The sequence below is a fragment of the Marinomonas hwangdonensis genome (genome assembly GCF_003721245.1).
GTDB lineage: Bacteria > Pseudomonadota > Gammaproteobacteria > Pseudomonadales > Marinomonadaceae > Marinomonas > Marinomonas hwangdonensis.
In genome coordinates this window covers 36,122-62,592 of sequence record NZ_RIZG01000003.1, presented here as the reverse complement: position 1 = coordinate 62,592, position 26,471 = coordinate 36,122, and the positions used below count along the sequence as shown (strand labels likewise).

The 26,471-nt window shown below is 45.0% G+C and carries 22 protein-coding genes; 10 read left to right on the top strand and 12 right to left on the bottom strand.

What is annotated here, in order from left to right:
• Nucleotides 1-5 precede the first annotated feature (5 nt).
• The gene (gene aroQ / locus EBI00_RS05885; RefSeq protein ID WP_123095006.1) at nt 6-458 is read left to right on the top strand and encodes a type II 3-dehydroquinate dehydratase; all 453 of its coding nucleotides are present in this window, start codon (nt 6-8) and stop codon (nt 456-458) included.
• Between the two features lie 100 nt (nt 459-558).
• On the opposite strand, the gene pcaQ is transcribed toward aroQ, so the two are convergent.
• Nucleotides 559-1,524, bottom strand: a complete 966-nt coding sequence (gene pcaQ / locus EBI00_RS05880; protein WP_123095005.1) for a pca operon transcription factor PcaQ — start codon at nt 1,522-1,524, stop codon at nt 559-561.
• A gap of 331 nt (nt 1,525-1,855) precedes the next feature.
• Between pcaQ and EBI00_RS05875 the strand changes: the two genes are divergently transcribed.
• Nucleotides 1,856-3,709 (top strand): bifunctional sugar phosphate isomerase/epimerase/4-hydroxyphenylpyruvate dioxygenase family protein, encoded by a 1,854-nt coding sequence (locus tag EBI00_RS05875; RefSeq protein ID WP_123095004.1) that lies wholly within the window; start codon nt 1,856-1,858, stop codon nt 3,707-3,709.
• 94 nt (nt 3,710-3,803) lie between these two features.
• Here EBI00_RS05875 and EBI00_RS05870 read toward each other — a convergent pair whose 3' ends face one another.
• The 3 genes from EBI00_RS05870 to EBI00_RS05860 all read right to left on the bottom strand — a co-directional run bounded on the left by EBI00_RS05870 (nt 3,804) and on the right by EBI00_RS05860 (nt 8,088).
• A complete protein-coding gene (locus EBI00_RS05870; RefSeq protein ID WP_241556962.1) occupies nt 3,804-5,957 on the bottom strand; it encodes a methyl-accepting chemotaxis protein in 2,154 nt (717 codons plus the stop codon).
• A 520-nt stretch (nt 5,958-6,477) separates the two neighbouring features.
• Nucleotides 6,478-7,767, bottom strand: a complete 1,290-nt coding sequence (gene pepQ, locus EBI00_RS05865; protein WP_123095002.1) for a Xaa-Pro dipeptidase — start codon at nt 7,765-7,767, stop codon at nt 6,478-6,480.
• 123 nt (nt 7,768-7,890) lie between these two features.
• Nucleotides 7,891-8,088 carry a hypothetical protein gene (locus tag EBI00_RS05860; RefSeq protein ID WP_123095001.1) on the bottom strand — a complete coding sequence of 66 codons (198 nt, stop codon included), beginning with the start codon at nt 8,086-8,088 and terminating at the stop codon, nt 7,891-7,893.
• A 182-nt stretch (nt 8,089-8,270) separates the two neighbouring features.
• Here EBI00_RS05860 and EBI00_RS05855 point away from each other — a divergent pair, with 182 nt between their 5' ends.
• Both EBI00_RS05855 and hutC read left to right on the top strand, forming a co-directional pair.
• Entirely contained in the window at nt 8,271-8,930 is a 660-nt protein-coding gene (locus EBI00_RS05855; RefSeq protein WP_123095000.1) for a cytochrome b/b6 domain-containing protein, read from the top strand.
• A gap of 102 nt (nt 8,931-9,032) precedes the next feature.
• Nucleotides 9,033-9,788 carry a histidine utilization repressor gene (gene hutC / locus EBI00_RS05850; RefSeq protein WP_123094999.1) on the top strand — a complete coding sequence of 252 codons (756 nt, stop codon included), beginning with the start codon at nt 9,033-9,035 and terminating at the stop codon, nt 9,786-9,788.
• Here the strand turns inward: hutC and EBI00_RS05845 are convergent.
• Together EBI00_RS05845 and EBI00_RS05840 are read right to left on the bottom strand one after the other, a co-directional pair.
• Nucleotides 9,785-10,378, bottom strand: coding sequence for a HutD/Ves family protein (locus EBI00_RS05845; RefSeq protein WP_123094998.1), 594 nt, complete (start codon nt 10,376-10,378; stop codon nt 9,785-9,787). The two genes, hutC and EBI00_RS05845, sit on opposite strands and share 4 nt — an antisense overlap.
• On the bottom strand, nt 10,371-11,771 hold the full coding sequence (locus tag EBI00_RS05840; protein ID WP_123094997.1) for a formimidoylglutamate deiminase: 1,401 nt from the start codon (nt 11,769-11,771) through the stop codon (nt 10,371-10,373). Before EBI00_RS05840 ends, EBI00_RS05845 begins: the two co-directional genes overlap by 8 nt.
• A gap of 300 nt (nt 11,772-12,071) precedes the next feature.
• On the opposite strand from EBI00_RS05840, the gene hutU reads away from it, so the two are divergent.
• The 4 genes from hutU (at nt 12,072) to hutG (ending at nt 17,540) form a co-directional block, all read left to right on the top strand.
• Nucleotides 12,072-13,769, top strand: a complete 1,698-nt coding sequence (gene hutU / locus EBI00_RS05835; protein ID WP_123094996.1) for a urocanate hydratase — start codon at nt 12,072-12,074, stop codon at nt 13,767-13,769.
• A 91-nt stretch (nt 13,770-13,860) separates the two neighbouring features.
• On the top strand, nt 13,861-15,393 hold the full coding sequence (hutH, locus tag EBI00_RS05830) for a histidine ammonia-lyase (protein ID WP_123094995.1): 1,533 nt from the start codon (nt 13,861-13,863) through the stop codon (nt 15,391-15,393).
• Between the two features lie 66 nt (nt 15,394-15,459).
• A complete protein-coding gene (hutI, locus tag EBI00_RS05825) occupies nt 15,460-16,725 on the top strand; it encodes an imidazolonepropionase (RefSeq protein WP_123094994.1) in 1,266 nt (421 codons plus the stop codon).
• The gene (gene hutG, locus EBI00_RS05820; RefSeq protein ID WP_123094993.1) at nt 16,725-17,540 is read left to right on the top strand and encodes an N-formylglutamate deformylase; all 816 of its coding nucleotides are present in this window, start codon (nt 16,725-16,727) and stop codon (nt 17,538-17,540) included. The genes hutI and hutG overlap by 1 nt, the downstream gene beginning before the upstream one ends.
• A 14-nt stretch (nt 17,541-17,554) precedes the next feature.
• Here hutG and EBI00_RS05815 read toward each other — a convergent pair whose 3' ends face one another.
• Nucleotides 17,555-18,409: a DUF6279 family lipoprotein gene (locus EBI00_RS05815; protein ID WP_123094992.1), complete on the bottom strand. Its 855-nt coding sequence runs from the start codon at nt 18,407-18,409 to the stop codon at nt 17,555-17,557.
• Nucleotides 18,410-18,688: 279 nt separating this feature from the next.
• Between EBI00_RS05815 and EBI00_RS05810 the strand changes: the two genes are divergently transcribed.
• Nucleotides 18,689-18,904 (top strand): YgaP family membrane protein, encoded by a 216-nt coding sequence (locus EBI00_RS05810; RefSeq protein WP_123094991.1) that lies wholly within the window; start codon nt 18,689-18,691, stop codon nt 18,902-18,904.
• Nucleotides 18,905-18,931: 27 nt separating this feature from the next.
• Nucleotides 18,932-20,947, top strand: coding sequence for a putative bifunctional diguanylate cyclase/phosphodiesterase (locus EBI00_RS05805; RefSeq protein ID WP_123094990.1), 2,016 nt, complete (start codon nt 18,932-18,934; stop codon nt 20,945-20,947).
• 41 nt (nt 20,948-20,988) lie between these two features.
• Here EBI00_RS05805 and EBI00_RS05800 read toward each other — a convergent pair whose 3' ends face one another.
• The 5 genes from EBI00_RS05800 to yghU all read right to left on the bottom strand — a co-directional run bounded on the left by EBI00_RS05800 (nt 20,989) and on the right by yghU (nt 26,447).
• On the bottom strand, nt 20,989-21,981 hold the full coding sequence (locus EBI00_RS05800; protein ID WP_123094989.1) for a Stealth CR1 domain-containing protein: 993 nt from the start codon (nt 21,979-21,981) through the stop codon (nt 20,989-20,991).
• A 155-nt stretch (nt 21,982-22,136) separates the two neighbouring features.
• A complete protein-coding gene (locus EBI00_RS05795; RefSeq protein WP_206612552.1) occupies nt 22,137-22,952 on the bottom strand; it encodes a substrate-binding periplasmic protein in 816 nt (271 codons plus the stop codon).
• Nucleotides 22,939-24,219 (bottom strand): sensor domain-containing diguanylate cyclase, encoded by a 1,281-nt coding sequence (locus EBI00_RS05790; RefSeq protein ID WP_123094988.1) that lies wholly within the window; start codon nt 24,217-24,219, stop codon nt 22,939-22,941. Before EBI00_RS05790 ends, EBI00_RS05795 begins: the two co-directional genes overlap by 14 nt.
• Nucleotides 24,220-24,498: 279 nt before the next feature.
• Nucleotides 24,499-25,275 carry an SHOCT domain-containing protein gene (locus EBI00_RS05785; protein ID WP_123094987.1) on the bottom strand — a complete coding sequence of 259 codons (777 nt, stop codon included), beginning with the start codon at nt 25,273-25,275 and terminating at the stop codon, nt 24,499-24,501.
• Nucleotides 25,276-25,589: 314 nt separating this feature from the next.
• A complete protein-coding gene (gene yghU, locus EBI00_RS05780; RefSeq protein WP_123094986.1) occupies nt 25,590-26,447 on the bottom strand; it encodes a glutathione-dependent disulfide-bond oxidoreductase in 858 nt (285 codons plus the stop codon).
• Nucleotides 26,448-26,471 lie beyond the last annotated feature (24 nt).

Sequence of the window (26,471 nt, the reverse complement as noted above, 5' to 3'; positions counted from 1 at the left end):
TTATTATGTCTACCATCATGGTATTGAACGGCCCAAATTTAAACCTACTGGGTACTCGTGAGCCAGCAACCTATGGTTATGAGACCCTAGCGGATGTGGAAGTGATGTGTCGCGAAGCGGCATTGTCATTTGGTCATGAGGTGGAATGTCATCAATCTAACCATGAAGGTGTATTGATTGATCTCATTCATGAAGCGGGTCGTCGTATTAAAGAGGGCGAAGTGTTGGGCGTAGTATTCAATCCAGGTGCTTATACTCACACCTCTGTTGCCCTTCACGATGCAATAAAAGGCGCGGATGTACCAGTGATTGAAGTTCATATATCCAACGTACATGCTCGTGAAGCTTTCCGTCATCATTCTTATATATCGCCTGCAGCAGCAGGGATTGTTGTTGGTATGGGCGTACAAGGCTATGTATTAGGTATTCAGGGCTTAGTGCATAAGCTTAAAGCTTAGTGTTTTGTTAGTGGAATGCTGCTCCTTGTCTCTGAGGGTAGGGGCAGCAAAGCAAAATATATTAACTTTCTTTCCTATTGTGGCGATGATCTATTGCTCATTAAATGGCAGGGCCGTCTTTATGGTAATGATCAATCGGCTTGTAATAGCTGTCTAAGGTTTGTGCAGTATCTCGAATCGCATTCATAAACATCTTAAGCGCCATAGATGGAACCGAGTCTGCGCGTGTTGTGAGGCCAACTGCGCCTAATGTTTCTTTTGTGTCGATAGGCAATTCATCCAGCTCACCATCGGAAATCTCCCGAGCGACTACGCCACGAGAAATGATCCACACCGCATCGTTGTTACGGATAAATTCCTTACCAAATGAATCGGACACAGTGTCGATTCGATCGGTGAGAGTACTAACGCCTTGGGACAATAAAAAACGATCTACATAGGGCGCGGTAATGGAACCTTTTGGCGGGTAGAGTACTGTGTAACTAGCAATATCGCTGATCTGGAAGTTTTCTTTTGTCAGCAATGGATGATTTGGGCGAACGGTAAAAGTGACTTGCTCGGAATACAAATGCTGGAACGATAAGCCAGACATGGCCTCCGGAACGCCTAATCGTCCGACCACTAAATCTAACTCACCAACGCGTAATTGACTCATTAACAAGGCGTTTGGGCCTGAGACTAAATGCAGGCGTACATCAATTCCCCCCGTGCGAAAGCGCTTCACGGATTCTGGCAAAATACTGGTCGCGACGGTCGGTAACACACCAATACTAATACGGCTGATGCCTTTTTGTTGCGCTTGGGCGATACGTTCTGTGCCTTCTCGTAATGCAGCAACACTGGTGCTGGCATGCTCTAGAAACACATTGCCGAACGGTGTCAGTTCAACGCCTTTTTTACTGCGCTCTAAGAGTCTGACGCCCAAAATGTCTTCTAGTTCTTTGAGTTTTTTTGATACGGCGGGCTGGGTGAGCGCTAATACATCGGCGGCGCGAACAACGCTGCCTTGGCGAGTGACTTCTAAAAAACATTGAAGGTGGCGATATTTAATACGGTTTTCTAACATAAAAAGTCTCCCATCGTACACGCATGGTTTCAGTCGCTGCTAATTGGCTATTAGGTAGTCAGCCACTAAGTAAGAAACACTAAGGAATCAGGCTCATTATAAGCGCTAATAAGGGAATGATTTTCCTATATTACACTCCTATATCCCGTCTTTGGAAAGGAGTTATGTATTCCTTTTTCGATATATTTTTAGCGCTTTATTTCATTCTTAATATGACGCTCAATATAAAAATCTTGTGCTAGCATCAATGTTAGTAAATATAGAAGCAAAAAACAGCTTTGTTTCTCATATATCGTTTTCGTTATGAAATGTAGACAGTCAGGGCGTAAGAATGAAAACAGCACTCGCAACCGTAACCATATCTGGCACGCTGAGAGAAAAATTCGAAGCGGCGGCAAAAGCCGGTTTCCAAGGCGTGGAAATCTTCGAAAATGACTTAACTCAGTTCGATGGTTCGCCGAAAGATGTGCGTCGTATGGCGCAAGATCTAGGCTTGGAAATTATTGCTTTGCAACCATTCCGTGATATGGAAGGTATGCCTGAGCCAATGCGCTCGCAAAAGGCCAAGATGCTGCAACACAAAATCGATGTTGCTCATGACTTGGGTACCAATCGTTTGTTGTTTTGCAGTAACGTGCAGTCATACTCATCTGCGGATCGTGACGTTTGCGCGGCGGACTTATTTGCTCTTGCTGAAATAGCCAAAAAAGAAGGCATCATGCTGGGTTATGAAGCCCTAGCTTGGGGTTACCATATTGCTGATTATCATGAAGCATGGGATCTAGTTAAGCGTGTTGATCACCCGAATTTGGGTATTATTTTAGATACTTTCCACATGTTTTCCCGTGGTAATACCCTAGATGTTTTGCGTGATGAGATTCCGCTAAACAAGATCGCGCTGGTGCAAGTGGCCGATGCGCCAAGTCTGCAAATGGACGTGTTGCAATACAGCCGACATTTCCGTTGTTTCCCCGGTCAAGGCGACATGCCAGTGGTCGAGTTTTTACAAGTTTTGAAAGACAAAGGGTTTGATGACTATTTGTCTCATGAAATTTTCAATGACGAATTCCGCTCTTCTTCTCCACTGGAGAAAGCCATTGATGGCATGCGTTCATTGATTTGGCTTGATGATCAAACGGTGAGTAAGCGTGAAGAAAAAACTGCTCCGATTGTGGCGCCACAAGTCAGCGATGTTGAATTTATTGAATTTGCGATCGAAGGTGAAAGCGGAGAAGCGCTGACCAATACTTTGGCTCAGTTAGGTTTCCATGAAACACACCATCATCGCTCTAAAAACGTTAGCTTGATGCGTCAGGGGAATATTAACCTGATCCTCAACCGTGAGCCGAAAAGCCAAGCCCACGAACATTACCAGAAACACGGTGTGTCAGTTTGTGCGATGGCGTTTGCCTCTGAAAATGTCAAAGCGACTTTGTCTCTTGCCGAGCGTTATCGAGTTGAGCGTTTTGATAATCAAGCTGGTCCAGGTGAATTAAATATCCCAGCGCTTCGCGGTATTGGCGATAGCTTGGTGTACCTTGTTTCAGCAGACGCCGCAGTACGCTTTTTCGAAGTGGACTTTAAACCCATTCAAGGCATTCAAGGTGAAACAGGCGTTGGCTTAACGCGCTTTGACCACATTGGCCAGACGGTTTCCAATACTGACTTTTTGTCGGCGTCTTTCTTCTATAAATCCGTGTTTGGTTTCGATATCGATGCCAGCCAAGATTTGCCCGATATTCACGGGTTAGTGGTAAGTCGTACCGCACTGAGCAAAGACAAACGTGTGCGTATTCCATTGAACATGACCAATGCTCGTGATGCTTCAGCACAGCGTTTTATTCAGAAATCCAAAGGCTCTGGTGTGCATCAAATTGCGTTCGCTTGTGATGATATTTTTGCTGCGGCAAAAAACATTGATAGCGAGAAGCAGCTGCCAATCCCACAGAACTATTATCGTGATATTGAAGCGCGTTTTGGCTTGTCTTCAGAGATGATTAAGAAACTGCAGTCACATAACATTATGTATGACCAAAATGACGAAGGTGAATTCTTTCATTTTTACACTGAAGAAGTGCATGGCGTCTTTTTTGAAGTGATCCAACGTGTCGGTGATTACAGCCGTTATGGCGAAGCGAATGCATTTGTCCGTCTTGCCTCACAGGCGCGCCAAGAGAAAAAATAAATCATTGTCATTGCGGGGAATGATGTATTTTAGGCGTATTCATTTGTGAGGAAATTATGCCGGAGGAAGAAAACTTCCTCCGGTTTTTTTTACTTCAATGAATGGAAGAGGAAGGAGCGTCTTTGGGCTGTTTTGCTGTCACTTGAAATTGACCAACCAGCGAGTTGAGTTTCAAGGCAGATAATCCAACGCGGGACGAACGCCTTTGTAGTGCCGCAATCGAACGTTGCATTTGTTCTGTGGCTGCACCCATTTCATGGACAGTTTTTGCGTTTTCTTTATTACTTTCATTGAGCAATAAAATAGCCTCAAACATGGTGTCGACTAAGGCGTACAAAGCACTGTCGCCCGTGTTAGTTTGCTCACTTGCTATCAGGTTTTTATCGACGTTTTCGGCGCCTTTTTCCATAAAATTCACAGCGCTTCGTGTTTCTTCCTGAATGCCTTCTAGCATGGCTTGTATCTCTTCTGCTGCAGCGGCTGTTTTGGACGCTAGGCTGCGTACTTCATCGGCCACGACGGAAAATCCACGTCCATGTTCGCCGGCTCTTGCGGCTTCTATAGCGGCGTTTAATGCCAATAAATTAGTTTGGTTGGTGATGTCCGAGATGGTGGTTATGATACCGGCAACTTCATTGGTTTTTTGATCTAGTGACTTTACCGATTCAGCTGTTGCTCGCACTACATCGCGTATTTCTTGTGTGCCTGTTTTGGCGTCTAGCAAGCGAGATTGTGTTTCTGCTGCCACTTGATTCATCGCTTGCTTCAAATCATCCGCGGTTTTCGATGCGTTTTGCACTTCGTCTATTTGTTGCTGAAACACTGTCAGCATGCTTTCAACCGTAGATTCGAGATAGTGCGAGGCTTGGCTTGCTTCTTCATTAGTGCGAACCATAAAGTCATTAGACTTTTTGACGTTGGTGCTGGCAGAGATAACTTGTCCCATAGTGGTATCAAGATTATCTATAAAGCTGTTCATCCAGCGTCCCATATCGCCGGTTTCGTCGTTGGCAAGATCGTCGTCAAGGCGCTGCTTAAGGTTGCCTTCGCCTTCGGCGATGGTTTGAATGACTTCCGTCATTTGGCTCATGCTACGGCTTATTTTTTTGGTACTGAGCCTATTAAACAGAAGCCCTGCGACAGCCAAGCTGGCGAAAGCCGCTACGCTAGTCAAGACAATGGATAAGTTGGTGTAAGCCTGTAATGAAGTGCTGACGATAAGAGGCACGCTGGAAGCCAAGAGGTAGCTTTTCATTAATTTTAAATTGATAGAGCGGCGACGGTAAACTTCTTCCAAATCGCCTTCGCACATCATTCCCCATGTGTCTGGGCTGCCTTTTAACTGAAAGGTAACGCCTTTACCGATAACAGGAATGTGTCGATAGTCAGAATAACCTGGATAAGTCACAAAAAGATTCTGGCCGTTCTTGATGGTTTCTCTTACACCAGGGTGCAATTCTTTTGTCGCTGGGTCAGTAAAGCGGATTTCAAATTCGGTGTGTTGCTGAACTTTAACGGTACCCCAGTTAGTGGTTATTCCACCTTTTAGGTTTTCGCCATGGCTGAAGGCATTGTCTTCAAAACGTGAACGGGAAAGCGCTGTTCCGGGGAGTATGGATTTATCGAACTCAGACTTCACCATGAACAAATAGTTGTCACCGGATTCTTTATAAATGTGTCCGGCTTCGCGTTGAATCAGATCGCCGACCACATCATTGGGGACACGTGCGCAAATGGCACCAACACTGACGCCATTTTGTTTAATTGGCAGGTAGAACATCAGGGTGACGGCGTCATGAAAATTTGAACTAGAAGCGCCGATATTAAGCGTGTTTTGGTCCAAGTATGGTCCATGGAGAAACTGTTGATTTAACCCTGCTTCTACCGCTTTGGCTTGTAAATCTGTTTTGTTGATACGGTTTTTTGTGGTGGAGCTGAGCACTTTGCCTTGCGTATCAATCACAAAGTATTCAGACACATCAGGTACTATGTTTAGACGTTCTTCTAGCGCTTCTTGTTCAATATGAGGGAATGAGCTAGTTATTATTTCTAATAAAACTTCTAATTGTGACCATTGATTATTCACCCAAGTGTTTAGCAGTTTTACCCTTGTGTTGGCGATGCTTTCAAAGGTCTTTTCAATATTGGGGTAGGTTTCTTTATTTAAGTAGCATGACCAATAAAGAGAGAGTCGACCATTGTTGCCAAACCAAGGTAACCAACGACGTTCTTTTGTGGAAAGTAACATCTGATTGCTCTTCAAACTCATATCTTTACTGCTCCGTTACGTTAAGCACTACTTTGTTGCAGGCACTTTGTGGAACTCTGAGAGAAGCAAGTTTTTTGCCATTGTTTTTTAAAAATCAAACTTTAGTTTGATGAACTGCGGTCTTATAAGAATACCTTATCATTCTTCTGTATAAGCTTTTGTAAGCAGTGATTTATTTAAAATAGGCAACTTTTCAAGTTGCACTCATTTGGTAACTTTTGGTGTTAAATTGCTCTTTTTTGGTTCGATATGATGGAAATGGGCAATGATATGGGGCTTTTAGAGATAAAGAGAGCATCCAGCCAAAAGAAAATAAGACGAATTTTGGGATGTGAGAGCATATAAAAACCGCCTCTCATCTAAAAATGAGAGGCGGTTTTTATAGTTGACTTAAAATAGCCAGCATCACGCTAAAAGATGAATAAACCATCATTCACTTGCGATGGTACCAATACAGAATGATGGTCTAGTTTTAGGCTGTTATTTTGGTTAATAGCGTTTAGTGTCTCTTCTCAAACGCGTCACGCGTGAGATTTTCAGGCTGGGTGTTTTTTACAACGACATTATCTTCAATACGAATGCCACCATAGGGCATAAAGTGTTGAATGCGCGTCATGTCACAACCATGTTGCGGGATATTGGCTTGCATTTTTTCGATGAGCATCGGTATGAAGTACAGCCCAGGCTCAATCGTGATGACCATGTTTTCTTCCAGTGTGCGGGTCAGCCGTAAAAACGGCGCATCTTCATCCGGTTTCCTTAAGGTGCCTACTTGGTCAATCTGATGGCCTCCTACATCGTGTACTTGTAGGCCCAGTAAGTGACCCAAACCATGGGGGAAGAACACCTGTGGTATGCGTTTCGCCAGCTGTTCTTCCACGCTTAATGCGCAGATTTTGTGCTCATGTAATAACTCCGCAATCCCTATCAGCGTTTGTTGGTGCAGGTCGCGAAACGCTACCCCTGTTACCGCGTTTTGGCAGAGTGTTTTTTCTATTTTGTCCAGATCGCCCACTAAGGCCCTAAAGTCATCCTCGTAGCGAGTGAATGTGCGTGTAATATCACTGGCGTAACCGTGCTCATTCGCGCCAGCATCAATTAATAAGGTACGAGCGTTTGGAATGTGGTCAGTGGCTTTGTGTTCATAATGTAATACGGCGGCGTGTTCGTTTAAGCCAACAATGCCTGGATAGGGTTCTTGTATTGCGGATTGTTGGCTGGCTTGTAAAAACGCCAAATGTATCTCTAATTCGCTTTTGCCTGCCAAGAAGGCGGCTTCCGCCGCCACATGGCCGGTTGCACCTCGAAGGCTGGCTCGGCGCATAGCCTCGATTTCGAAGGGGGTTTTGACGGCCTTGGAAAAATCCACATAGGCTTTTAAGCCGTCACACGGAATGGCAAAAGGCATCGGCTCTGGACCAAGCCAAGCCGTGTTGGTCGGTAAACTATTGAACCATTGATCGTCTTTTTTGGCCGGCACTATATGCCAATCTTTTTGCCAATCACCGCTTGGTACCGGATTGGCAGCGTGCCAAAAATCTTCACGTATAGGCCAAACCAGTGTCGGCTTTTGCCCGGCTTGTAGTACAACAAAAGTGTCTGCACCCAGCGTAAATGGTAGCCATTGCTGTGCTCCCGAATACGCATGAAAAGGGACGGTGTGATCATCCTGAAAGTAGTAGCACTTGCCCCCTGTGGCTAAAACAATGGCATTTAGGTCAAAGTGTGCCATGGCGTCTTGGTATCTCTGTTGTAAGACGACAAGGTGTTCTTGATACAATGTGGTCATAAAAGAACTCTTTTCATTCATAGGTGTTAGCTAAAACGCCGACCCGCTTCCGTGCCGTCTGCGTTGATTTTTTCAGGGGGAAATAACACAAAAAACCATAGATCATTTGGCAGGCAATGGAAGTTATTGTTTTGTATTCGCTTTTCTAAACAACACCTTGCCTACTTTGAGTAAGACATGCCCACAAAGCACTGAAACCAACGCCAAGATTAAATCGTTTTCAAATGCGTAGAAGTGCTTCAACATGTAGAAGATCGTAATGATTAAGATAATACGGACGATGCTATCGAGCAAGGATGTCGCTTTAGGGGATTCAAGCATAGGGTCTTTTCTCTGTGATAACTAAAAGCAAACTGTCCCATAAATTGGCTTGCAAGCCAATTCTTTAATCGATTAAGCCTTGAGCATACGTGGATATTGTCTTTTCTCCCAAGAAGTTTAATGTCACTATTTAGGCTGCGTGTATTTTTTAAACAAACCCTATAAGGAAGAGGATCCTTTTTATGAAATCGACGCTAGTGTGGGACTGGCCTGTGCGTGTGAGTCATTGGCTTATGGTGGTGTTGTTTAGCGGCTTGATCTTTACAGGGAAATCAAACGCGGATTATATGCAGTATCATTTTTATATGGGATACGGTTTGTCTGCGGTGATCATTGCTCGTGTTTTGTATGGTTTTTATGGTTCCTATTACGCGCGTTTTAGTCAATTTGTAAAAGGGCCAAAAAGCGCTTTTCGATTCGCCATGTCGCTGTTATCGGGCCGTCCCAAGAAGTACATAGGACATAACCCTGTGGGTGCCTTGATGGTGGTCGCGCTGCTAGTAGCGCTTACTGTGCAGTGGGGAACAGGCTTATTTAACAGTGACGAAGTATTTTGGTTCGGGCCGTTTAATACGCTTATTTCAGAAGAGTGGGTCAGTCAGTTAGCGTCCATCCATCGCTTCTTACCGGATATTTTACTTGGCATGGTGGCGGTGCATGTATTGGCGGTGTTTTACCATGAACTTTGCCTCAAAGAACGTCTTATTAACGCCATGATACACGGTCGTAAAACCAAGACAGAAAGCATACCCGCCACCGTGAAAACGCCTCGTTGGGGGGTGATTTTTTCCTTGAGCATGGGGATCGCCTGGTTGGCTGCCCTATGGATGATGCCAATTTAGTCATAATTATAAGTCAAATGACGAACATGTATAGACAAGTTGCTAGGAGCCTGTACCATACAGTTTGCAATCGTACCTTAATTAATCAATACGGAATCTTTTGTGTCAGATGTAACCAACCAACATTTAGCAAGCTTGTTTGATGATTTACCGGATGCCCCACAGCCCATTTACGCTAAATTAAAACAGGCGATTTCATTGAAAATCACCTCTGGTCAGTGGCAAGTTAACCAGCGTATACCGTCTGAGTCTGAAGTGGTGAAAGCATTGGGCGTCAGTCGTATGACGGTGAACCGTGCTTTACGCGAATTAACAGCAGAAGGTTTTTTGGTACGCCATCAGGGCTTAGGCACCTTCGTGGCGGAGAAAAAAGCTCATTCGGCACTGTTTGAGGTCCATAATATCGCAGAAGAAGTGGCCGCTCGTGGTCATAAACACCGCTCAGAGTTATTGGTATTAGAGTCCGCGAAAGCCACGGTAGAGGAAGCCATGACACTGGGGGTTCGTACTAACCATGGCATTTTTCGTTCTGTGGTGTTGCACTTTGAAAACGACTTACCGATTCAAATAGAAGAACGCATAGTGAATGCCAATCTTGCCCCAGACTACGACAAGCAAGACTTTTCTTTGCATACCTCCTATGAGTACTTAATGAGCGTCGCCCCCATGACAGAGGGCGAGCATCTCGTGGAAGCGATATTGCCTAATCCGATAGAGTGCGAGCGTTTGCGTATTCAAGCGTCAGAGCCATGTTTGCAAATTAAACGTCGCACCTGGGCGGGTGATGACATCGTCACGGCCGCGCGTTTACTTCACCCCGGATCTCGTTTCCAGCTTTTCGGACATTTTGGTCGTTAATCTAACTCAGTAGTTTTTATAAAAACGCCACGGCCTTTAGTTAATTTTGCATCGGCGTTTTGCGAGAAGATCACCATGCTATGAGCTTTGATGGTGAACGCATCGGCACCATGTATATCTAGTACGGCTTCTTCACAGGCGTAGAAACCACTGAACAAGGTGTCGCTAACTGACAGCAAGAGCGAGCAGGGGGCGGCGCATGCTTCAACCTTGGCTTGGGTATCGCTTTCTCGCACCATGATATTGAGGTCTTCAATCTTGCCATTTTTCAAGGTAGCGTGAGTCTTATCACCGCCAGAAAAGCGTGCTATGTCCAACACATTATTCAAAACATGAGTCTGGCGGTTGTGTGTGTCTGTGTTTGTGTCAGCGTGTTTGAGTGTCATGCCTTCACCAGACAGCAAGACTAGAGTGCGATGCAAGCCGCTGAAGTCGGAAAACATGCCATCTTCCACAACCGCTGCCTGACTAATACGAAAACGTAGGCCGCGCTCATCGTCATGGCGATGAATCTGTAGGGTTTCACCAAGTCCGTTTTTCCACGGCATTCGCTGGTATTGTGATTGCTCGATAATAATGAAATTAGGCATGGTACATGGCCTTTTTAATGACTTGAGTAAAGGCCAAACGGCTGCTTTCTTCTTGCTGGTGGTGGAAGTCTTTTATGGTGTGTTTGCCCGCGACAAAAACGTCTTTCACGAGGTTTTCATTGGTGGCAAATAGCCAACGGTTAAGTAGGTCTTTGGCTTCACTGGCGGCGATGAAAGGATGGGATTCATCCAGGACCATAAAGTCAGCTCGGTTACCTGTGGCTAAGCCCAGTGATACGCCGCATGCTTGATTTCCACCTAATAAGGCTTGTTGATAAAGGTTGTCACCCACACTGGTTTGGTCCGCACGGTACAGTCGGTTGCGCTGCTGATCGCGTAGGCGTTGCCCGTATTCATAGGTGCGTAATTCTTCGACAATCGATACGCTCACATGGCTGTCTGAACCTATTCCCCAGCGGCCGTTGTCTTGTTCGAAGGCGACGCCTGGGAAAATACCATCGCCAAGATTGGCTTCAGTAGTGGGGCATAACCCTGCAACGGCTTGGCTGGTGGCAATGGCGTGGCGTTCAGCGTCTGTTAAATGGGTGGCGTGAACCAAACACCAGCGCTCATTCAAACCGATTTCATTATGCAGCCATTCCACAGGGCGTTGGCCGCTGAAGGCTAAACTGTCTTGCACTTCCTTCTGTTGCTCGGCGATATGAATGTGTATTGGAACATCTTGTTTCAACGCAGAGAGTACGGTTTCTATTTGTAGCTTGGTCACGGCACGCAGCGAGTGAAAGCAAATGCCTAACTTGTGGCGAGTATGATTCGCTAACGCTTTCTCGCAGGCTTGATGTAATGCCAAATAAGAATCTGTGGAATTGATAAAACGCGCTTGTCCGGCGTTCGGTGCTTGTCCTCCAAAACCCGAGTGAGAATACAGCACAGGTAGCAAGGTTAAGCCCAGCCCTGACTCGTCCGCTGCAGTGATGATCTGATTCGACATTTCTCCGAGTTGACCATAATGCTTACCGCCAACATCGTGATGCAAGTAGTGGAATTCACCGACTTGCGTATAACCGGCTTTTAGCATGTCGATATAAAGCTGTTTAGCGATGATGTGTGCATCGTCTGGCGTGAGTTTTTGTACGATCTTGTACATCAGATCGCGCCAACTCCAGAAGCTATCATTGGGATTTAAGCTGACTTCTGCAGCACCGGCCATCACTCGTTGGAAGGCATGAGAGTGCACGTTGGCTAGCGTAGGCAAGACTGGGCCAGATAATACATGGCAGTCTGTTGTTGGTGCACTGTCTGCTTCAAAAGAGTGAAATTGACCATCTTTAACAGAGAAAAGCACACCTTTCGCCCAGCCTGAAGAGAGCAAAGCGCGTTCCGCAAAATAGTATTGAGTGCTATCGCAATGAGTTGAGTGTTGGCTAGTCACAAGTCATTTCCTAATTCAGTGTGGATCGTTTGAGTGTAATAGAAAATATAATGTATATACAAGTGTGTTTTTGATGTGTTTTTTTCTAGTCGATTAAGACGTATCTTGTTGCTTGTTTATTAAGATATTTTTGCGTTTACAAGACGTCGCTTTCCTATTTTTTATCGGATATGCGAGATTTTTTTTGAAAAATGGCTTGCATCTAGGAAAATTAGATTTTATCTTTATTTTAATTGTATATACATGTAAGTTTGGATGATTGAACGAAAACGTCTTATTTAAGGTTTAGAGGATTGAAAAATGACTAAGCAAACACTCGCTCAAAAACGTTACCGCGCAGGGGTCGTAAAAGCGGCCACAGGAACGACACTTACCGCCAAATCTTGGTTCACCGAAGCGCCAATGCGTATGTTGATGAACAATCTTGATCCTGATGTAGCAGAAAACCCAGAAGAACTAGTGGTTTACGGCGGTATCGGTCGTGCAGCACGTGATTGGGAATGTTATGACAAGATCGTTGAATCCTTAAAAGAACTGGAAGAAGACGAAACCTTACTGGTGCAATCTGGTAAGCCCGTGGGCGTGTTCAAAACCCACAGTAATGCACCACGAGTATTGATCGCTAACTCAAACCTGGTACCACATTGGGCGAACTGGGAACACTTTAACGAGCTAGATGCGAAAGGCTTGGCCATGTACGGCCAGATGACGGCGGGTTCTTGGATCTACATTGGTAGCCAAGGCATAGTGCAAGGTACTTATGAAACCTTCGTTGAAGCGGGTCGTCAACATTATGATGGCAACCTAACCGGTCGTTGGGTATTAACGGCAGGACTTGGTGGCATGGGTGGCGCTCAGCCACTGGCGGCCACTTTGGCTGGCGCGTGTTCGTTGAATATCGAATGTCAGCAAAGCCGTATCGATTTCCGTTTGCGTACTCGCTATGTGGATGAGCAAGCGACTGACCTAGACGATGCTATGGCTCGCATCAAAAAATACACAGCAGAAGGCAAAGCGGTGTCTATTGCGCTTTGCGGTAATGCAGCAGACATTTTACCTGAAATGGTAAAGCGTGGTATTCGTCCTGATATGGTGACAGACCAAACATCGGCGCATGATCCATTGAATGGCTATTTGCCAGCGGGTATGAGCTGGGAAGAGTATCGTGAAAAATCACAGACTCAGCCAAAAGAGGTTGTGATAGCGGCTAAACAGTCTATGGCGAAACATGTTCAAGCCATGTTGGACTTCCAAAAAATGGGCGTGCCGACGTTCGATTACGGCAACAACATTCGTCAAATGGCGTTAGAAGTGGGCATTGAAGACGCTTTTGATTTCCCAGGTTTTGTGCCTGCGTACATTCGTCCTTTGTTCTGCCGTGGTATTGGGCCTTTCCGTTGGGCAGCCTTATCTGGTGACCCTGAAGATATTTATAAAACCGATGCTAAAGTAAAAGAATTGATCGCAGATGATGAGCACTTGCATCGTTGGTTAGACATGGCTCGTGAACGTATCCAGTTCCAAGGTTTACCGGCGCGTATTTGTTGGGTCGGTCTCGGTCAACGTGCCAAACTTGGCCTAGCCTTTAATGAAATGGTTCGCAGCGGTGAATTGTCTGCGCCCATTGTTATCGGTCGTGACCATTTAGATTCTGGGTCTGTGGCGAGCCCGAACCGTGAAACCGAAGGCATGAAAGATGGCTCAGATGCGGTCTCAGATTGGCCATTATTGAATGCCTTGTTGAACACCGCATCTGGTGCAACTTGGGTATCTTTACACCACGGTGGTGGCGTAGGTATGGGATTCTCTCAGCATTCCGGCATGGTGATTGTGTGTGACGGTAGTGATGATGCGGCAGCACGTATTGCTCGTGTATTGCATAACGATCCAGCGACGGGCGTGATGCGTCATGCGGATGCGGGTTATGATATTGCTATCGATTGCGCGAAAGAGCAGGGGCTAAATTTACCAATGATCACTGGTGCTCAAGCGAAATAATACGCTGTTGATGGAAAAATTGTAGGCCGGATGAGGGAGGAACGACCGTTATCCGGCGTTTTGATTTGAGAATAATAATTTGAGGAACACCATGTTTGAATTAACGATTAAACCAGGTCAATTGACTCTAAATGAGTTGCGTCAGATTAGCCGCCGCCACGTGAAATTGACGCTAGACGAAAGCGCTTTCCCTGGTATCCACGCCAGCACGCAAGTGGTTAACGATGTCATCGCAGAGAACCGCACTGTATACGGTATTAATACAGGTTTTGGTTTGTTGGCGAATACGCGCATTGCACCAGAAGATTTGGATGAGTTACAGCGCAGTATCGTGCTGTCTCACGCGGCGGGCATTGGTGCTTTGATGGAAGACAAAACCGTCAAACTGATCATGGCATTGAAGGTAAACAGTCTAGCGCGTGGTTTCTCTGGTATTCGTCTTGAAGTGATCCAAGCCTTGTTGACCTTGATTAACAAAGAAGTTTACCCCTGCATTCCAAAAAAAGGCTCTGTTGGCGCATCGGGCGATTTAGCGCCATTGGCTCACATGAGCACCGTTTTGCTAGGTGAAGGCAAAGCCCGTTACCGTGGTGAAGTGATTTCCGGTCAAGCGGCCTTGTCTATTGCTGGATTAGAGCCTATTCAGTTGGCACCAAAAGAAGGTTTGGCGCTACTAAATGGCACGCAAGCGTCTACCGCCTTTGCTCTGGAAGGCTTGTTTGAAGCGGAAGATTTGTTCGCTTCTGCCATTGTGTGTGGTTCTTTGTCTGTCGAAGCGGCGCTAGGCAGCCGTAGCCCATTCGATGCACGTATTCATGAAGTGCGCGGACATCAAACACAAATTGACGCCGCTGCGGCGTATCGCCATTTATTGGGCGAAACGTCTGAGCTGGGCGATTCTCACCAAGGTTGTGAAAAAGTCCAAGACCCGTATTCATTGCGCTGTCAGCCACAGGTTATGGGTGCGTGCCTTGAGCAAATCCGCAGTACATCTAAAGTCTTGTGTGTGGAAGCCAATTCGGTATCGGACAATCCATTAGTCTTTGCCGCTGAAGGCGACATCATTTCTGGTGGTAACTTCCACGCAGAGCCTGTTGCCATGGCGGCAGATAATCTTGCCTTGGCGATTGCTGAAATCGGTAGTTTGTCAGAGCGTCGTATGGCGTTGTTGATCGACAGCAACCTAAGTAAATTACCACCATTTTTGGTGGATAACGGCGGTGTAAACTCTGGCTTCATGATTGCTCAAGTAACGGCTGCTGCGCTTGCGAGCGAAAACAAAAGCTACGCGCATCCAGCGTCTGTCGATAGTTTACCAACCTCGGCGAACCAAGAAGATCACGTCTCTATGGCGACCTTCGCTGCTCGTCGCTTGAAAGACATGGCAGAAAATACGCGCGGTATCTTGGCTGTTGAGATTTTGTCTGCGGTACAAGGCTTAGACTTCCGTGCACCTTTGAAATCCAGCAAACGTTTAGAGAATGCCCGTGCAACGTTACGTGCTCGCGTGCCTTTTTACGATAAAGACCGTTACTTCGCGCCAGACATCGAAAAAGCCAATGAATTACTATTGGAAGCGGTACATAACGAGACTATGCCTGAAGGGCTCTTGCCTAGTTTATAAGTAACCTAGCGCATAAATAACAAAGCTTATAGGTAAAGCGAAAAGTAAATATTTGAAAGGACAGCTATGACAAACGATACTCCAATGAAATTAGACAGCTTATGGCGTGGCGCTCATATCGCTACCATGAAAAATGGCCTGTATAGCGTGATTGAAAACGCAGCGATAGGCGTCGTCGGCGGCCGTATCGTTTGGATTGGCGAAGCGCAAGAACTGCCAGACTATGAAATTCAAAACGAGCATGATCTGGGCGGAGGTTGGGTCACACCAGGCTTGATCGATTGCCACACGCACCTTGTGTTTGGTGGTAACCGCGCAGGTGAATTCGAACAGCGGTTAAATGGTGTGAGTTATCAAGAGATCGCCAAGCAGGGCGGCGGCATTGCTTCCTCTGTGAAAGCCACTCGTGACGCCAGCGAGCCTGAGTTAATCGCCAGTGCTTCTCGTCGTCTAAAAAGTTTGATGGCTGATGGCGTAACCACAGTTGAGATCAAATCAGGTTATGGTTTGTCTCTCGATGCAGAGCTGAAAATGCTGAGCGTAGCGACGCAACTAGAAAAGCAATTTCCAGTGACGGTGAAACGCACTTGTTTGGCTGCCCACGCCATGCCGCCAGAATTTGACGACAAAGACGCTTATATTGATTATCTCTGTGACACGGTTCTACCAAAAGTGGCTGAGCTTGGCATGGCCGACGCCGTAGATGCTTTCTGTGAAGGCATTGCCTTCAGTACCGAGCAAGTGATGCGTTATTTTAAAACGGCTGAGTCGTTAGATTTGCCGGTGAAAATCCATGCTGAACAGCTGTCTTCATTAGGCGGTACTCGTATGGCATCGTCGTTCAAGGCGTTGTCGGCGGATCATATTGAATTCATTGAAGAATCTGATGTAAAAGCTATGGCAGATTCCGGCACGGTGGCTGTGTTATTGCCGGGCGCGTTTTTCACGCTAAAAGAAACTCAGCGTCCGCCGATTGCTTTGTTGCGTCAATATGGCGTGCCGATGGCGATTGCTACGGATGCCAACCCCGGAACCTCTCCTGCGTTATCGCTTCGCCTCATGATGAATATGGCCTGTACCTTGTTCGCACTGACGCCAGAAGAAGCCCTTGCTGGCGCGACGATTCATGCGGCAAAAGCATTGGGAATGTCTGATACTCATGGTAGTTTAGAGGTCGGTAAAGTCGCGGACTTTGTTTGCTGGGATGTAGAAAGTCCGGGTGAGCTAAGCTATTGGCTAGGAGGCGACCTAGTGAAAGCAAGAGTCTATGAAGGTAGAAAGTATGAAGGCCATATGTATAAAGGTCACAAGAGCCAAGAGGAAAAAGCATAATGACAACAGATGCCTCATTAAGCGTACCTGCATTTGAATTTGCGCAAGGGGATTCACCCTTGTTGGTCAGTATGCCGCATTCAGGTTTGAACCTGACGGCAGAGGTGCAAGCTGGATTGACAGATCAAGCTAAAAAATTGCCGGATACCGATTGGTTTATTCCCGAGCTTTATGATTTTTTAGCATCATTAGGCGTGGGTTTCATCAAGGCAAATTATTCTCGTTATGTGATTGATCTAAATCGTCCTTATGACAACAAACCACTTTATGCGACGAAAACCACAGGCCTATTCCCTGATATTTTATTCGAAGAGAGTCCTGTTTTTGTCGATGGCAAAGCGCCAACAGATGAGCATAAAGCTTTTTACAAAGAACACATCTGGAAGCCTTATCACGGCACGATTGAGCAAGAACTGGCGCGATTAAAAGCCAAATTTGGCTACGCTATCTTATTCGACGCACACAGCATCGCCGCCGAAGTGCCTATGTTATTTGAAGGTACGCTGCCAGACTTTAACTGGGGCACCAACGAAGGCAAAGCGTGTCATGAAGCCTTGGCCAATGTCGTCACCCAAATAGTGCGGCCAAACTACACGCAAGTGCTCAATGGGCGTTTTAAAGGCGGCTATATCACGCGCCATTTCGGCCAACCAAGTGATGGCATTCACGCTATTCAGCTTGAACTTTCCCAAGCCACGTACCTTAACGACGAGCTGGCAAAACAGTCAGAATATCAACTGGATGGAAAGAAACAGCCATTGATCACACAACAACTGAAAGACGTGATTGAGGCATTAACAGCAATTGCCTTGTAACATGCCTCTTCCCCTCAATCTTTCATTAAACTTTGCATCAGTTGCGTGAGCTCGACCAAGCTTGTGTCGAGTTTCTGTTGTTGCTTGTCACTCAAAGTGCGGTTTAGTTCTGTCATCATTTGGCTGTATATCACTTTGTTTTGCTCTGATATGGCGAGATGTTCGGCGCTTTTGTATTGGTTTGGGTTGATGATTAAGTCGCTGAGTTTGTTGTTGAAATGGTGGTCCGTTGTGTTACTAGGCCGATTATCAAACAGATTTTTGACAATGAGTTGCAGTCTATATTGGTAGGCTGTGCGGTACTCTGATGTTGATGAGAGTTGCTTGATATGGTCTCGAATGATGTCTTGCTGTTCTAAAGTAAGTGTCCCTATGTTGTCTTCGACTTCTGCAATGCGTTCTTTTTGACGCTCTGCTAAGCGTTTCTCAGGGCTGGTATTGGCTCTTCGGTCGGCTCTTTTTGTTGTATTTTCCTGCCATTCAGATAATAAGTCGTCCACTTGCTCTGGCGATAACGATTGAGCCATCACCGCCAGTTCAGGGGCGATTTTTTCACGTAAGTGTTTAGCGCTTTGCTGAACCTCATTAAAGACACTTAACCATGCTTCTTGGTCAAGGGGGCCAGTTTGTAATTGGCTTCTTAGTTGATTTATCTGTTGCTGATATTTGGGTAATTCTACCGTACGGTGCCATGTCTGCCATGTTTCCACACGATCGTCCAATTGTGATTTTTGCTCTGAAGTTAAAATAATGTAGTCGTCCAAATACCAATACAACAACCAATCTAGGTTGTTGTAGATAAACGACGAGGAACAAGCACTCAGCAAAAAGCTGAAGGCGATGACCAATAATAACTTTGTCTTTTTCATGTCGACCTCGCCTTATAAAACAGCACTGCATCCCTTGCAATTTATTTCATACTGATGGTTTTTCAGTCAAGTAAATAAAGGGTTATCGTGAATGAATCAGGAAATGAGACAAACTAACATCACGTCTACAAGGCACCGACCAGACAACCGCCCGTTCTTAACCAATCATACAGAAAGTCAGATCAAAATGACTGCAATTCATTACAATCCTCAGCTTGCTTACCTTGCGGTATCCATTGATACTTGAATACGGCTGTTGTTAATAATTGAGAAAACCAAATGAAAAAAAACTTACACCCTATAGACAGATCAATCCGAGGCATCATTGGTCTGCTTTTTACTGGCTTCGCACTTTTTAATGGGGCGTATTTAGAAGAACCTGTATTAGAAGTCTTAATCGGTGTGTTTGGTGTGCTGAACCTTATCTCTTTGTTTTTCGGTTGGTGCCCTGTTTATCACCTAGCGGGCATTAATACTTCTGACAATAAAAAGTAGAATATTTGTCATTATGTTAAGGGTTGTATGGCTTCTTTTTTAGAATTGCAAAAAGACAAATCCTTTCGCTTAAAGCTGATATCTATTTGCCTCATTTTAGCCCTTTCTGTTTCTATTGTTTATGTGGTTGTGTCTTACCGATTGGCTGCCGACCTTGGCATTAAAACCGAACTGGAGTCACTTCATAAGCAAGCCATGCTTATTCATAGTGAACTCATTATCAATGACAAAAACAGAGTGGCAGCTACTTCTCTGTCAAATGTTACCGCTCTTGAGAGCAAAGCACTTAAAGATAAGGTATCTGACTTAGTTAACAGAGTGTATTTTAACGATCATTCACATACGGATGAGCTGTACCTGAAAATAACTGGGCCTCGGTTAAACTTGGCAATCAGTCATCAATTCAGCCCAGTTCAAATAGAAACGTTAACAACAATGTTGTCACTCAGTCTAGAAAACATGCCATTAAGCGCTATGCAGAATGGCGTAAAAAAAGTCGGTGAAACTCAATTCATATGGTACATCGTTGACGAGAGTGACTATCAAGTTTTACTGGTAAAAACGGCTAGAAGCCTTGATGACACACTGGATTTTGTGATGAAACGTCTCACTATTACGTCAGTGATTGTCTTTTGGCTCGCTACTTGGTTTGCCCTTACCTTATCGTCATGGATGAACAAGCGTGTTCAGGATAAAAACGATGCGTTGGCACATCTAGCCACTCATGATTCGCTGACGGGTCTGCCAAACCGACTTTTTTTAGCTGATTTAATGCGCCTTTCCATTACTGACCACTCTCAATCTGAACAACGTAAACCCGCAAAATTGAAGAGCACGCCAGTCAAAGAAGGCTGCTTATTCGTCATCGATTTAGATAAATTCAAAGAAGTAAATGATGCATTTGGCCATGCCGCAGGCGATTTTTTACTCATCAGTGTCGCGCAAAAATTAAACGACATATTAGCTCCTTCTCAAACTCTGATCCGAACGGGTGGTGACGAATTTATTATCTGGGCACCTGAGATGTCGGCAAAAGAAGCCGAAACACTCGCAGCTCAACTTGTTATTGTCTGTAACGAACCGATCACTATTAACGATTTTTTTATCAATACAGGGGCCAGTGTTGGCTTTTCACACTACCCAAGTCATGCACAGGATGCAGAATCCTTAATCATCTACGCGGACATGGCGATGTATGAGGCCAAACAAAAGCGCTGTGGTTGGAGCATGTTCAGTGAAGTTAGTCCAAATAATGGACAGCAGCGCTTGAAACTGCGCGCCGATCTGGATAACGCCTTATCTCAAAAGCAGATTAAATTATACTATCAACCCAAGGTAATGTTGCAGAATGGCCAGGTGATTGGAGTTGAAGCATTAGCGCGCTGGTACCATCCAACCGATGGCCAGTTATCACCGGCTTATTTTGTTGACTTGATAGAGCAAGGGGGACGCGTTCAAGAGTTCGGAAGGTACATCATTCTCGCTGCTATTGAGCAAATGGCGGTCTGGCAACAACAAGGCATTTTAACGCCCGTTGCCATTAATTTGTCGCCGTTTAATCTACTCGACCCTGAACTACTGAGCTTTACACTGACCAGTCTAGAGCAGCACAAGGTAGCACCCAGTCAACTGGAAATAGAACTGATTGAATCCGCTACCAGCGTAAATATCGATTATATTGCGAGCAAACTCACTGATTTTAGAAATGCGGGCATAAAATTGGCAATCGATGATTTTGGAACGGGGATGAGCTCTCTTTCGTATTTGAGTAACTTGAACGTCAATCACATCAAGATTGATCGGTCCTTTATCGATAACCTTGAGCATGACCCTAAAAAGCGCGCCATTGTTTCCACCGCGATTGCTCTTGCCGAACCATTAAACTGCCAAGTCATCGCCGAAGGCATTGAAACAAAAGCTCAGGTCGACATCCTGATAAAGATGGGCTGTTTCTGTGGACAAGGTTATTATTTCGCCAAGCCAATGGACGTAAAGGACATAGAAGCCGTTTTATTAGAAAACACTACTCTGCCCTTTAGTTAACAACTGAATTTACAACCACACTCATAGCCAAACCAGTCTCTTTAATGTGCGACAGACCTCGGAAATCCGCCTATCGCTTTGGCTATCCAGTCTGCTGCATTAGGAATGATTTCCACCAGTTGTGGGAGGTCATTCACACAGAGAAACTTGATGTCAGGATCTGTCGCTCTGGTCAGCAGCGCTAGGGTGTCAGCGGGTGGCTGTCCCTTTCCTTGTCCACTGGTAATGTGAAGGTGGTCTTTTTGCGTACTGAGCTTAGCCTCTTCGTTGCGGATACATGCATGATTATGCAGCCCCTGAGGAAGAAATTGCTCCAAGTTACGAAACCTGTGCTTTATGTTGCTAAGGAAGTATTCGGGATACCGAGCAAACAACTCAGCCATTTTTGAGCGCCGAAAGGGGTGCACAACATGGGCAGAGGAAAACAATTCTGTAGAGGAAAACCCCATAATTTGGGCGGCATTTATCTGCATATAATGGTGAAACTTCGCAGGGTCATCTCGCATTTCGTCATTGTTGAGCACCTCGCTGTAGTCCACCCATTTACCGCGCAAAATAGGCATTACCCCATCAAAAATATCTGTCGGGGCCAGAGGTGCAGTCACGAATACATCATCATTGAAGTACATGAATCGTTCACTCAGTCCCTCAATCCGCCACAGCATGCTTTCAATAGCCAAAGAGTTAAACGTAGGTAAAACCTGAGTGTAACCATCAAAGATTTCCGAGTGATAGGCGAGATGTACCTTAGCCCTAATGCTTTCTGAGAGACTGGATAAATCGGGCCCTTCCTCATCAACCACAATCCAAATTTTACCGACCCAGGGAGCATGGTTTTCGATTGATTGGATGCAGTACAAAATTTCATCGTTACACATCCAGCGATGAGGATTCGACGCGTTTTCATGCAATGGTAACGACTCAATAGCCATATATTCTTGGCGCTTCTGGCGATGTGTTGCAGCGTTTCCATCGACCCAAGTGATAACAGCATCAATCGGCTCAAGTTGGCGTTCAGTTGTATTGCTTAGCATGTCAGTAGGTGTCTCTTAGATGAGGGTAATAATGGTTCAAGTTGATCGTCGAACAGGTCAATTCTTGATGGATTCACTCTTCAATAGGCTTACAAGATAATGAAGCATCTCTTTCGTTTTCCAGTAAACAAAAAAACTTGCTGATCCATTTTGCGCTATTCTCCCAAGGAAACCTTGTACTTGTTGAGAAAGGCTTGCTCTATTTCGCCTTTTATCGCCAAACGACCATGGTTCCAGAGGTTGATCAGTTCTCGTCTTTTATCATCGGGAATCTTTTTTGAAAAGATGGGTATTTCGACCAATTTTTTTTCTAAGCCGGGGCGTACGATTCGAAGGTCTTTGTCTAATTTTAATTGGTTTAGAACATGCTGAAGAACGAGGTCATTATCGGCGTATAGGTCGACGCGATTGTCTTTAATCATCTTAAATATGCGGTCTACAACATCATCGTGACCGGCGATTATTTCAATCAAATCAGCGTTTTTCGGATCATCAATATGGCTTTGATATTCCGTACTCATGGAACTGTAATCCCAACCTGGCCCTGTTGCAATTCGCTTACCTGTCAAAGAGTGAATGCCTTGATAACGCCAATCATCCTCTTTTCTAATCACAAAAGCAGAGTCATAAGAAAAAGTGGCTTCATTCGCATAAACAAAGCCGCTGTCTGAATCGGCTGAATAAAGGTATTCTGGCAACATATCGCACAGTCCTTCTGCGACCATATCAAGTCCTCTTGCCAAAGGCACTTCATAAAATGCCAATTGATAGCCTTTGGAAGAGTATATGTGTTCTACCATGTCGATCACCACGCCGCGCGCTGGCGCACCTTGTATGGGGAACATCGTCATCGGCGGCCAGTGGTCATAGCATACTTTTAATGTCATTCCATAGCTGGCATTCGGCACGGCTATCCCAGCAAAAGCGTACATTAAAAAAGCCAAAAGACTAAAACGGTTAACTTTCGACACGATCTCTCCCCTTATCTTTGGCACCGTACAATTTCAAATCAGCGCGTTTAAAGAGTTCATCAATCGATGTATCGCTTAGTTCGGATGATTCTACACCTAGACTTACCGTATAAGAGATCGTGTTACCTTCTACTTCTAATGCAGAATGACTAATCGCTTGGCATATCTTTTCGGCAAGCTGAGATGCATCGTCTAATTTGGTATCAAAAAGCAAAATTGCAAACTCTTCACCGCCCACCCGACCTAAAAGGTCTGTTTTTCTTAAAAATCCCTGAAGCGTCTGGGTGAAGTGAATAAGTACCTTGTCTCCAACAAAATGACCATAACTGTCATTGATACGTTTAAAGTAATCTAAATCCATCAAGATGAAGGACACAGTCGATTCTTGACGTTGAGAAAGAGCAAGCCTCTGTTGCGCAGCGTCAAAAAAGCTTCCTCTATTTAATATATTTGTCAGAGAATCTCTCGTAGCGAGATATTTGAGTTTTTTGTTAAGAGCTTGTAGGTCTTCTGTGCGTTTTGCAACGGCATCTTCTAACCAACTCCGTTTAGCCTGCTCATCTTCTATCAGTCGCTTTCTGTCAGAGGACATAGCAGCCAGCATGCTATTCATGTGTTCTTGAAGCTGGCTAAGCTCGTTATTTTCTGTGTTAGATAAATGAATACGTTTACTAATGCCTTGGCTTAATTGCACCTCGTTTACTTGCGACATTAATTCCTTCAACGGAGTGGCTAAGTATCGATCAAATGCCCAAATAAACAGCCAAAATAAGATCGTCAGCTTTATGAATGCGGTAAAAGCAATCAGGGCAAAACCAAACCAAACTCGATCTAACACCACACCAGACGATGAATAGAGTACTAGTGTGCCAAGGGGAATACGTTCACCATTTAGCGTCCTGTTTAACTCTAATTTTGAATCAAAAATAGACAAAGGAACGGATGAGTCGACATCGAATGTTTTCGATATGATATTTTGCGCATTTTTATCAAACACCTCCACACCTTCAATAATCGGCATTTGTACCAGCCCATCGGTGATCACATCAAGCTGGTTTTGATCGTATTGCCACAAGCTCGTCGAAATAGGACCGCGTACGGTTACTTCTAACTGTTGCAATTCACCAACAATAACAGCCTGTGTTTTCAAATATTCACTCAAAAACTGCACGCTTGTAATGACCAAGGTAACGACCATATAAATTGAAAAAATGACGCGCATCATTTTTTGGGATAGATTGTTTGGACGCAAGAACCTGACAAACATTACATAAACCTTTCCGATGAACGTTGAGGTAATTTTTACTGTAGCTGACTCTCGTACTCAATAAAACTTAGTTTACGTCATAACCAAACACTATACTGCATTCGTTGTTGTTATCTTTTTAGTGGTATCGTTGATTTTCTCACGAGACCGTTGCGTGTTTCATACAAGGCGCTTATCAAAGAGCCAGTGAATAGAAGACAATCAAAAAACCAACAGAATATAAGAATATGAAGTTGAAAAAAAAGGCCTAGATAGGCCTCTCTACCACGAATTTTTCAATTAAATGCGATTGAGTAAATCCGTTTTTTTCGAATGGTATTCATCGTCTGAGATCGCGCCCATGTCGCGTAATTTGGCTAATTTTTCAATCAACTGAATCGCTTCATCTACCGAGGTCGTATTTAAAACCTCCTGCGAGGCTTGTATCGTTGGTGCTGGTGAATAAGTTCTTGCAGGCGGCTCCATAAAGTTATTTTGAGGCGCTGGGGCGGGTGCAGAAAAAGACGAAGAACCAATGCCAGACACAACAGGGAGAGTATTGACCGGGATCGTGCCATATTGACTTGAAAAAGTCAGCGACGAATTACCACCCTGCTGCTGGCTAATGCCACCAATATTGTTGTCTAACGTATCATAAACCGTTACTTGACCATTCACTTCTACAGCAAGACGATTAGGGAAAATAGCGTAACGCGTGCTGTTTTGCGCACCACTGCTAAACGGCTGTCCTAGGTCGCCTGGCCACCATTGATTGCTGGATCTTGAGCCTTTTGGTGCTGGCATAAAAACTTGTGTATTTGCTAGGCCATTGGCCAATTCATTACACAGATTATCCACAGTCGATTTCAGGCCGTAATTAAACATATCACCCACCATGGTCATACCACCACGCATCCACTGGCCACCACCGCCCAACTCTGGACAGTTAAATTGCGCCATGGATCCGCTACCGTTATTCACGGCAATGAGCATGTGCAGGACGGCATCAAAACTTAGGTTGTAGCGATTGGAAAGGGAGTTAACGAGGTTTTGTCCATCTTGCGTTAAATTTTGCATTATTGTGCTCTCTTTGTAGGAACGTAGAGCTGTTCTCTTCCCTATAGCCATCCGCAAAAGGACACACATCGCCTAAGACATCGACATAAAAAAAGAGTAGGTTGCAGCATCATGCTGGCCAACAGATTTCGTGAGGGGTAAGTCTAACACATCCCCGTCTTACAATATGGTGACAAAGGGACGAATAGGAGGAATAACGTGTTTATTTTTTAACCGCCTTGTTTGAACAAAAAAGCAGATCACACAATGACCTGCTTTTTAAAAACTACGCTAGAAAAACACGATAGCTCATCTATATCGTGGCGCACTTGTTATTAAAGAAGACCGTCGAAATCCGACGCGCTATGACGCTCAGCAAGAGACACCTCTCCCCATGTACGGTTAACAATAGCCCCCCTCTTTACTGCTGGACGCTGCTCAATGGCTTTTGCCCAACGCAGTACATTGGTATAACTGGCCACATCAAGAAACTCCGCTGCGTCATACAAATTCCCCAGTACCAAGTTACCGTACCAAGGCCAAATGGCGATGTCGGCAATAGAATATTCGTCACCGGCTAGGTAGGTTTTATCCGCCAAATGCTTATCCAATACATCTAACTGGCGCTTAGTTTCCATGGTGAAACGATCAATAGGGTACTGCATCTTAGTCGGTGCATAGGCGTAAAAATGCCCAAAACCTCCGCCTAAATAAGGCGCTGAACCCATTTGCCAGAAAAGCCAATTGCGGCACTCTGTTTTGGCAGCAAAATCTTTTGGCACCAGCGCATCAAATTTTTCCGCCAAGTATTGCAAGATAGAACCCGATTCAAATACGCGAGTCGGTGGATTGGTGCTGTGGTCCATCAATGCGGGAATTTTTGAGTTAGGATTGATTTCTACAAAACCTGAGCCAAACTGATCGCCTTCGCCAATATTGATCAAATAAGCGTCGTATTCAGCGGCTGTGATGCCTAACGCCAACAGTTCTTCTAACATGATGGTAACTTTCTGACCGTTTGGTGTACCGAGCGAATGAAGCTGCAATGCGTGCTGACCAACAGGCAAAACTTTTTCGTGAGTGGCCCCTGCAACAGGACGGTTGGTACTGGCAAACTTACCACCATTTTCGGTATTCCAGGTCCAAACTTTGGGTGGAAGGTAATCTTGATGCGATGTTGTGTCAGAACTCATAACGTTTCCTTCAATTATTTTTCG

Excerpts from the sequence above, each read along its gene's own strand:
- EBI00_RS05870 (WP_241556962.1), bottom strand. The coding sequence starts at position 5,957 with ATGTTACTTTCCACAAAAGAACGTCGTTGGTTACCTTGGTTTGGCAAC.
- EBI00_RS05790 (WP_123094988.1), bottom strand. The coding sequence starts at position 24,219 with ATGTTTGTCAGGTTCTTGCGTCCAAACAATCTATCCCAAAAAATGATG.
- EBI00_RS05815 (WP_123094992.1), bottom strand. The coding sequence starts at position 18,409 with ATGAAAAAGACAAAGTTATTATTGGTCATCGCCTTCAGCTTTTTGCTG.
- pepQ (WP_123095002.1), bottom strand. The coding sequence starts at position 7,767 with ATGACCACATTGTATCAAGAACACCTTGTCGTCTTACAACAGAGATAC.
- hutI (WP_123094994.1), top strand. The coding sequence starts at position 15,460 with ATGACAAACGATACTCCAATGAAATTAGACAGCTTATGGCGTGGCGCT.
- EBI00_RS05855 (WP_123095000.1), top strand. The coding sequence starts at position 8,271 with ATGAAATCGACGCTAGTGTGGGACTGGCCTGTGCGTGTGAGTCATTGG.
- hutU (WP_123094996.1), top strand. The coding sequence starts at position 12,072 with ATGACTAAGCAAACACTCGCTCAAAAACGTTACCGCGCAGGGGTCGTA.
- pcaQ (WP_123095005.1), bottom strand. The coding sequence starts at position 1,524 with ATGTTAGAAAACCGTATTAAATATCGCCACCTTCAATGTTTTTTAGAA.
- EBI00_RS05860 (WP_123095001.1), bottom strand. The coding sequence starts at position 8,088 with ATGCTTGAATCCCCTAAAGCGACATCCTTGCTCGATAGCATCGTCCGT.
- hutG (WP_123094993.1), top strand. The coding sequence starts at position 16,725 with ATGACAACAGATGCCTCATTAAGCGTACCTGCATTTGAATTTGCGCAA.
- EBI00_RS05805 (WP_123094990.1), top strand. The coding sequence starts at position 18,932 with ATGGCTTCTTTTTTAGAATTGCAAAAAGACAAATCCTTTCGCTTAAAG.
- EBI00_RS05810 (WP_123094991.1), top strand. The coding sequence starts at position 18,689 with ATGAAAAAAAACTTACACCCTATAGACAGATCAATCCGAGGCATCATT.
- EBI00_RS05875 (WP_123095004.1), top strand. The coding sequence starts at position 1,856 with ATGAAAACAGCACTCGCAACCGTAACCATATCTGGCACGCTGAGAGAA.
- yghU (WP_123094986.1), bottom strand. The coding sequence starts at position 26,447 with ATGAGTTCTGACACAACATCGCATCAAGATTACCTTCCACCCAAAGTT.
- aroQ (WP_123095006.1), top strand. The coding sequence starts at position 6 with ATGTCTACCATCATGGTATTGAACGGCCCAAATTTAAACCTACTGGGT.
- EBI00_RS05800 (WP_123094989.1), bottom strand. The coding sequence starts at position 21,981 with ATGCTAAGCAATACAACTGAACGCCAACTTGAGCCGATTGATGCTGTT.
- hutH (WP_123094995.1), top strand. The coding sequence starts at position 13,861 with ATGTTTGAATTAACGATTAAACCAGGTCAATTGACTCTAAATGAGTTG.
- EBI00_RS05845 (WP_123094998.1), bottom strand. The coding sequence starts at position 10,378 with ATGCCTAATTTCATTATTATCGAGCAATCACAATACCAGCGAATGCCG.
- EBI00_RS05785 (WP_123094987.1), bottom strand. The coding sequence starts at position 25,275 with ATGCAAAATTTAACGCAAGATGGACAAAACCTCGTTAACTCCCTTTCC.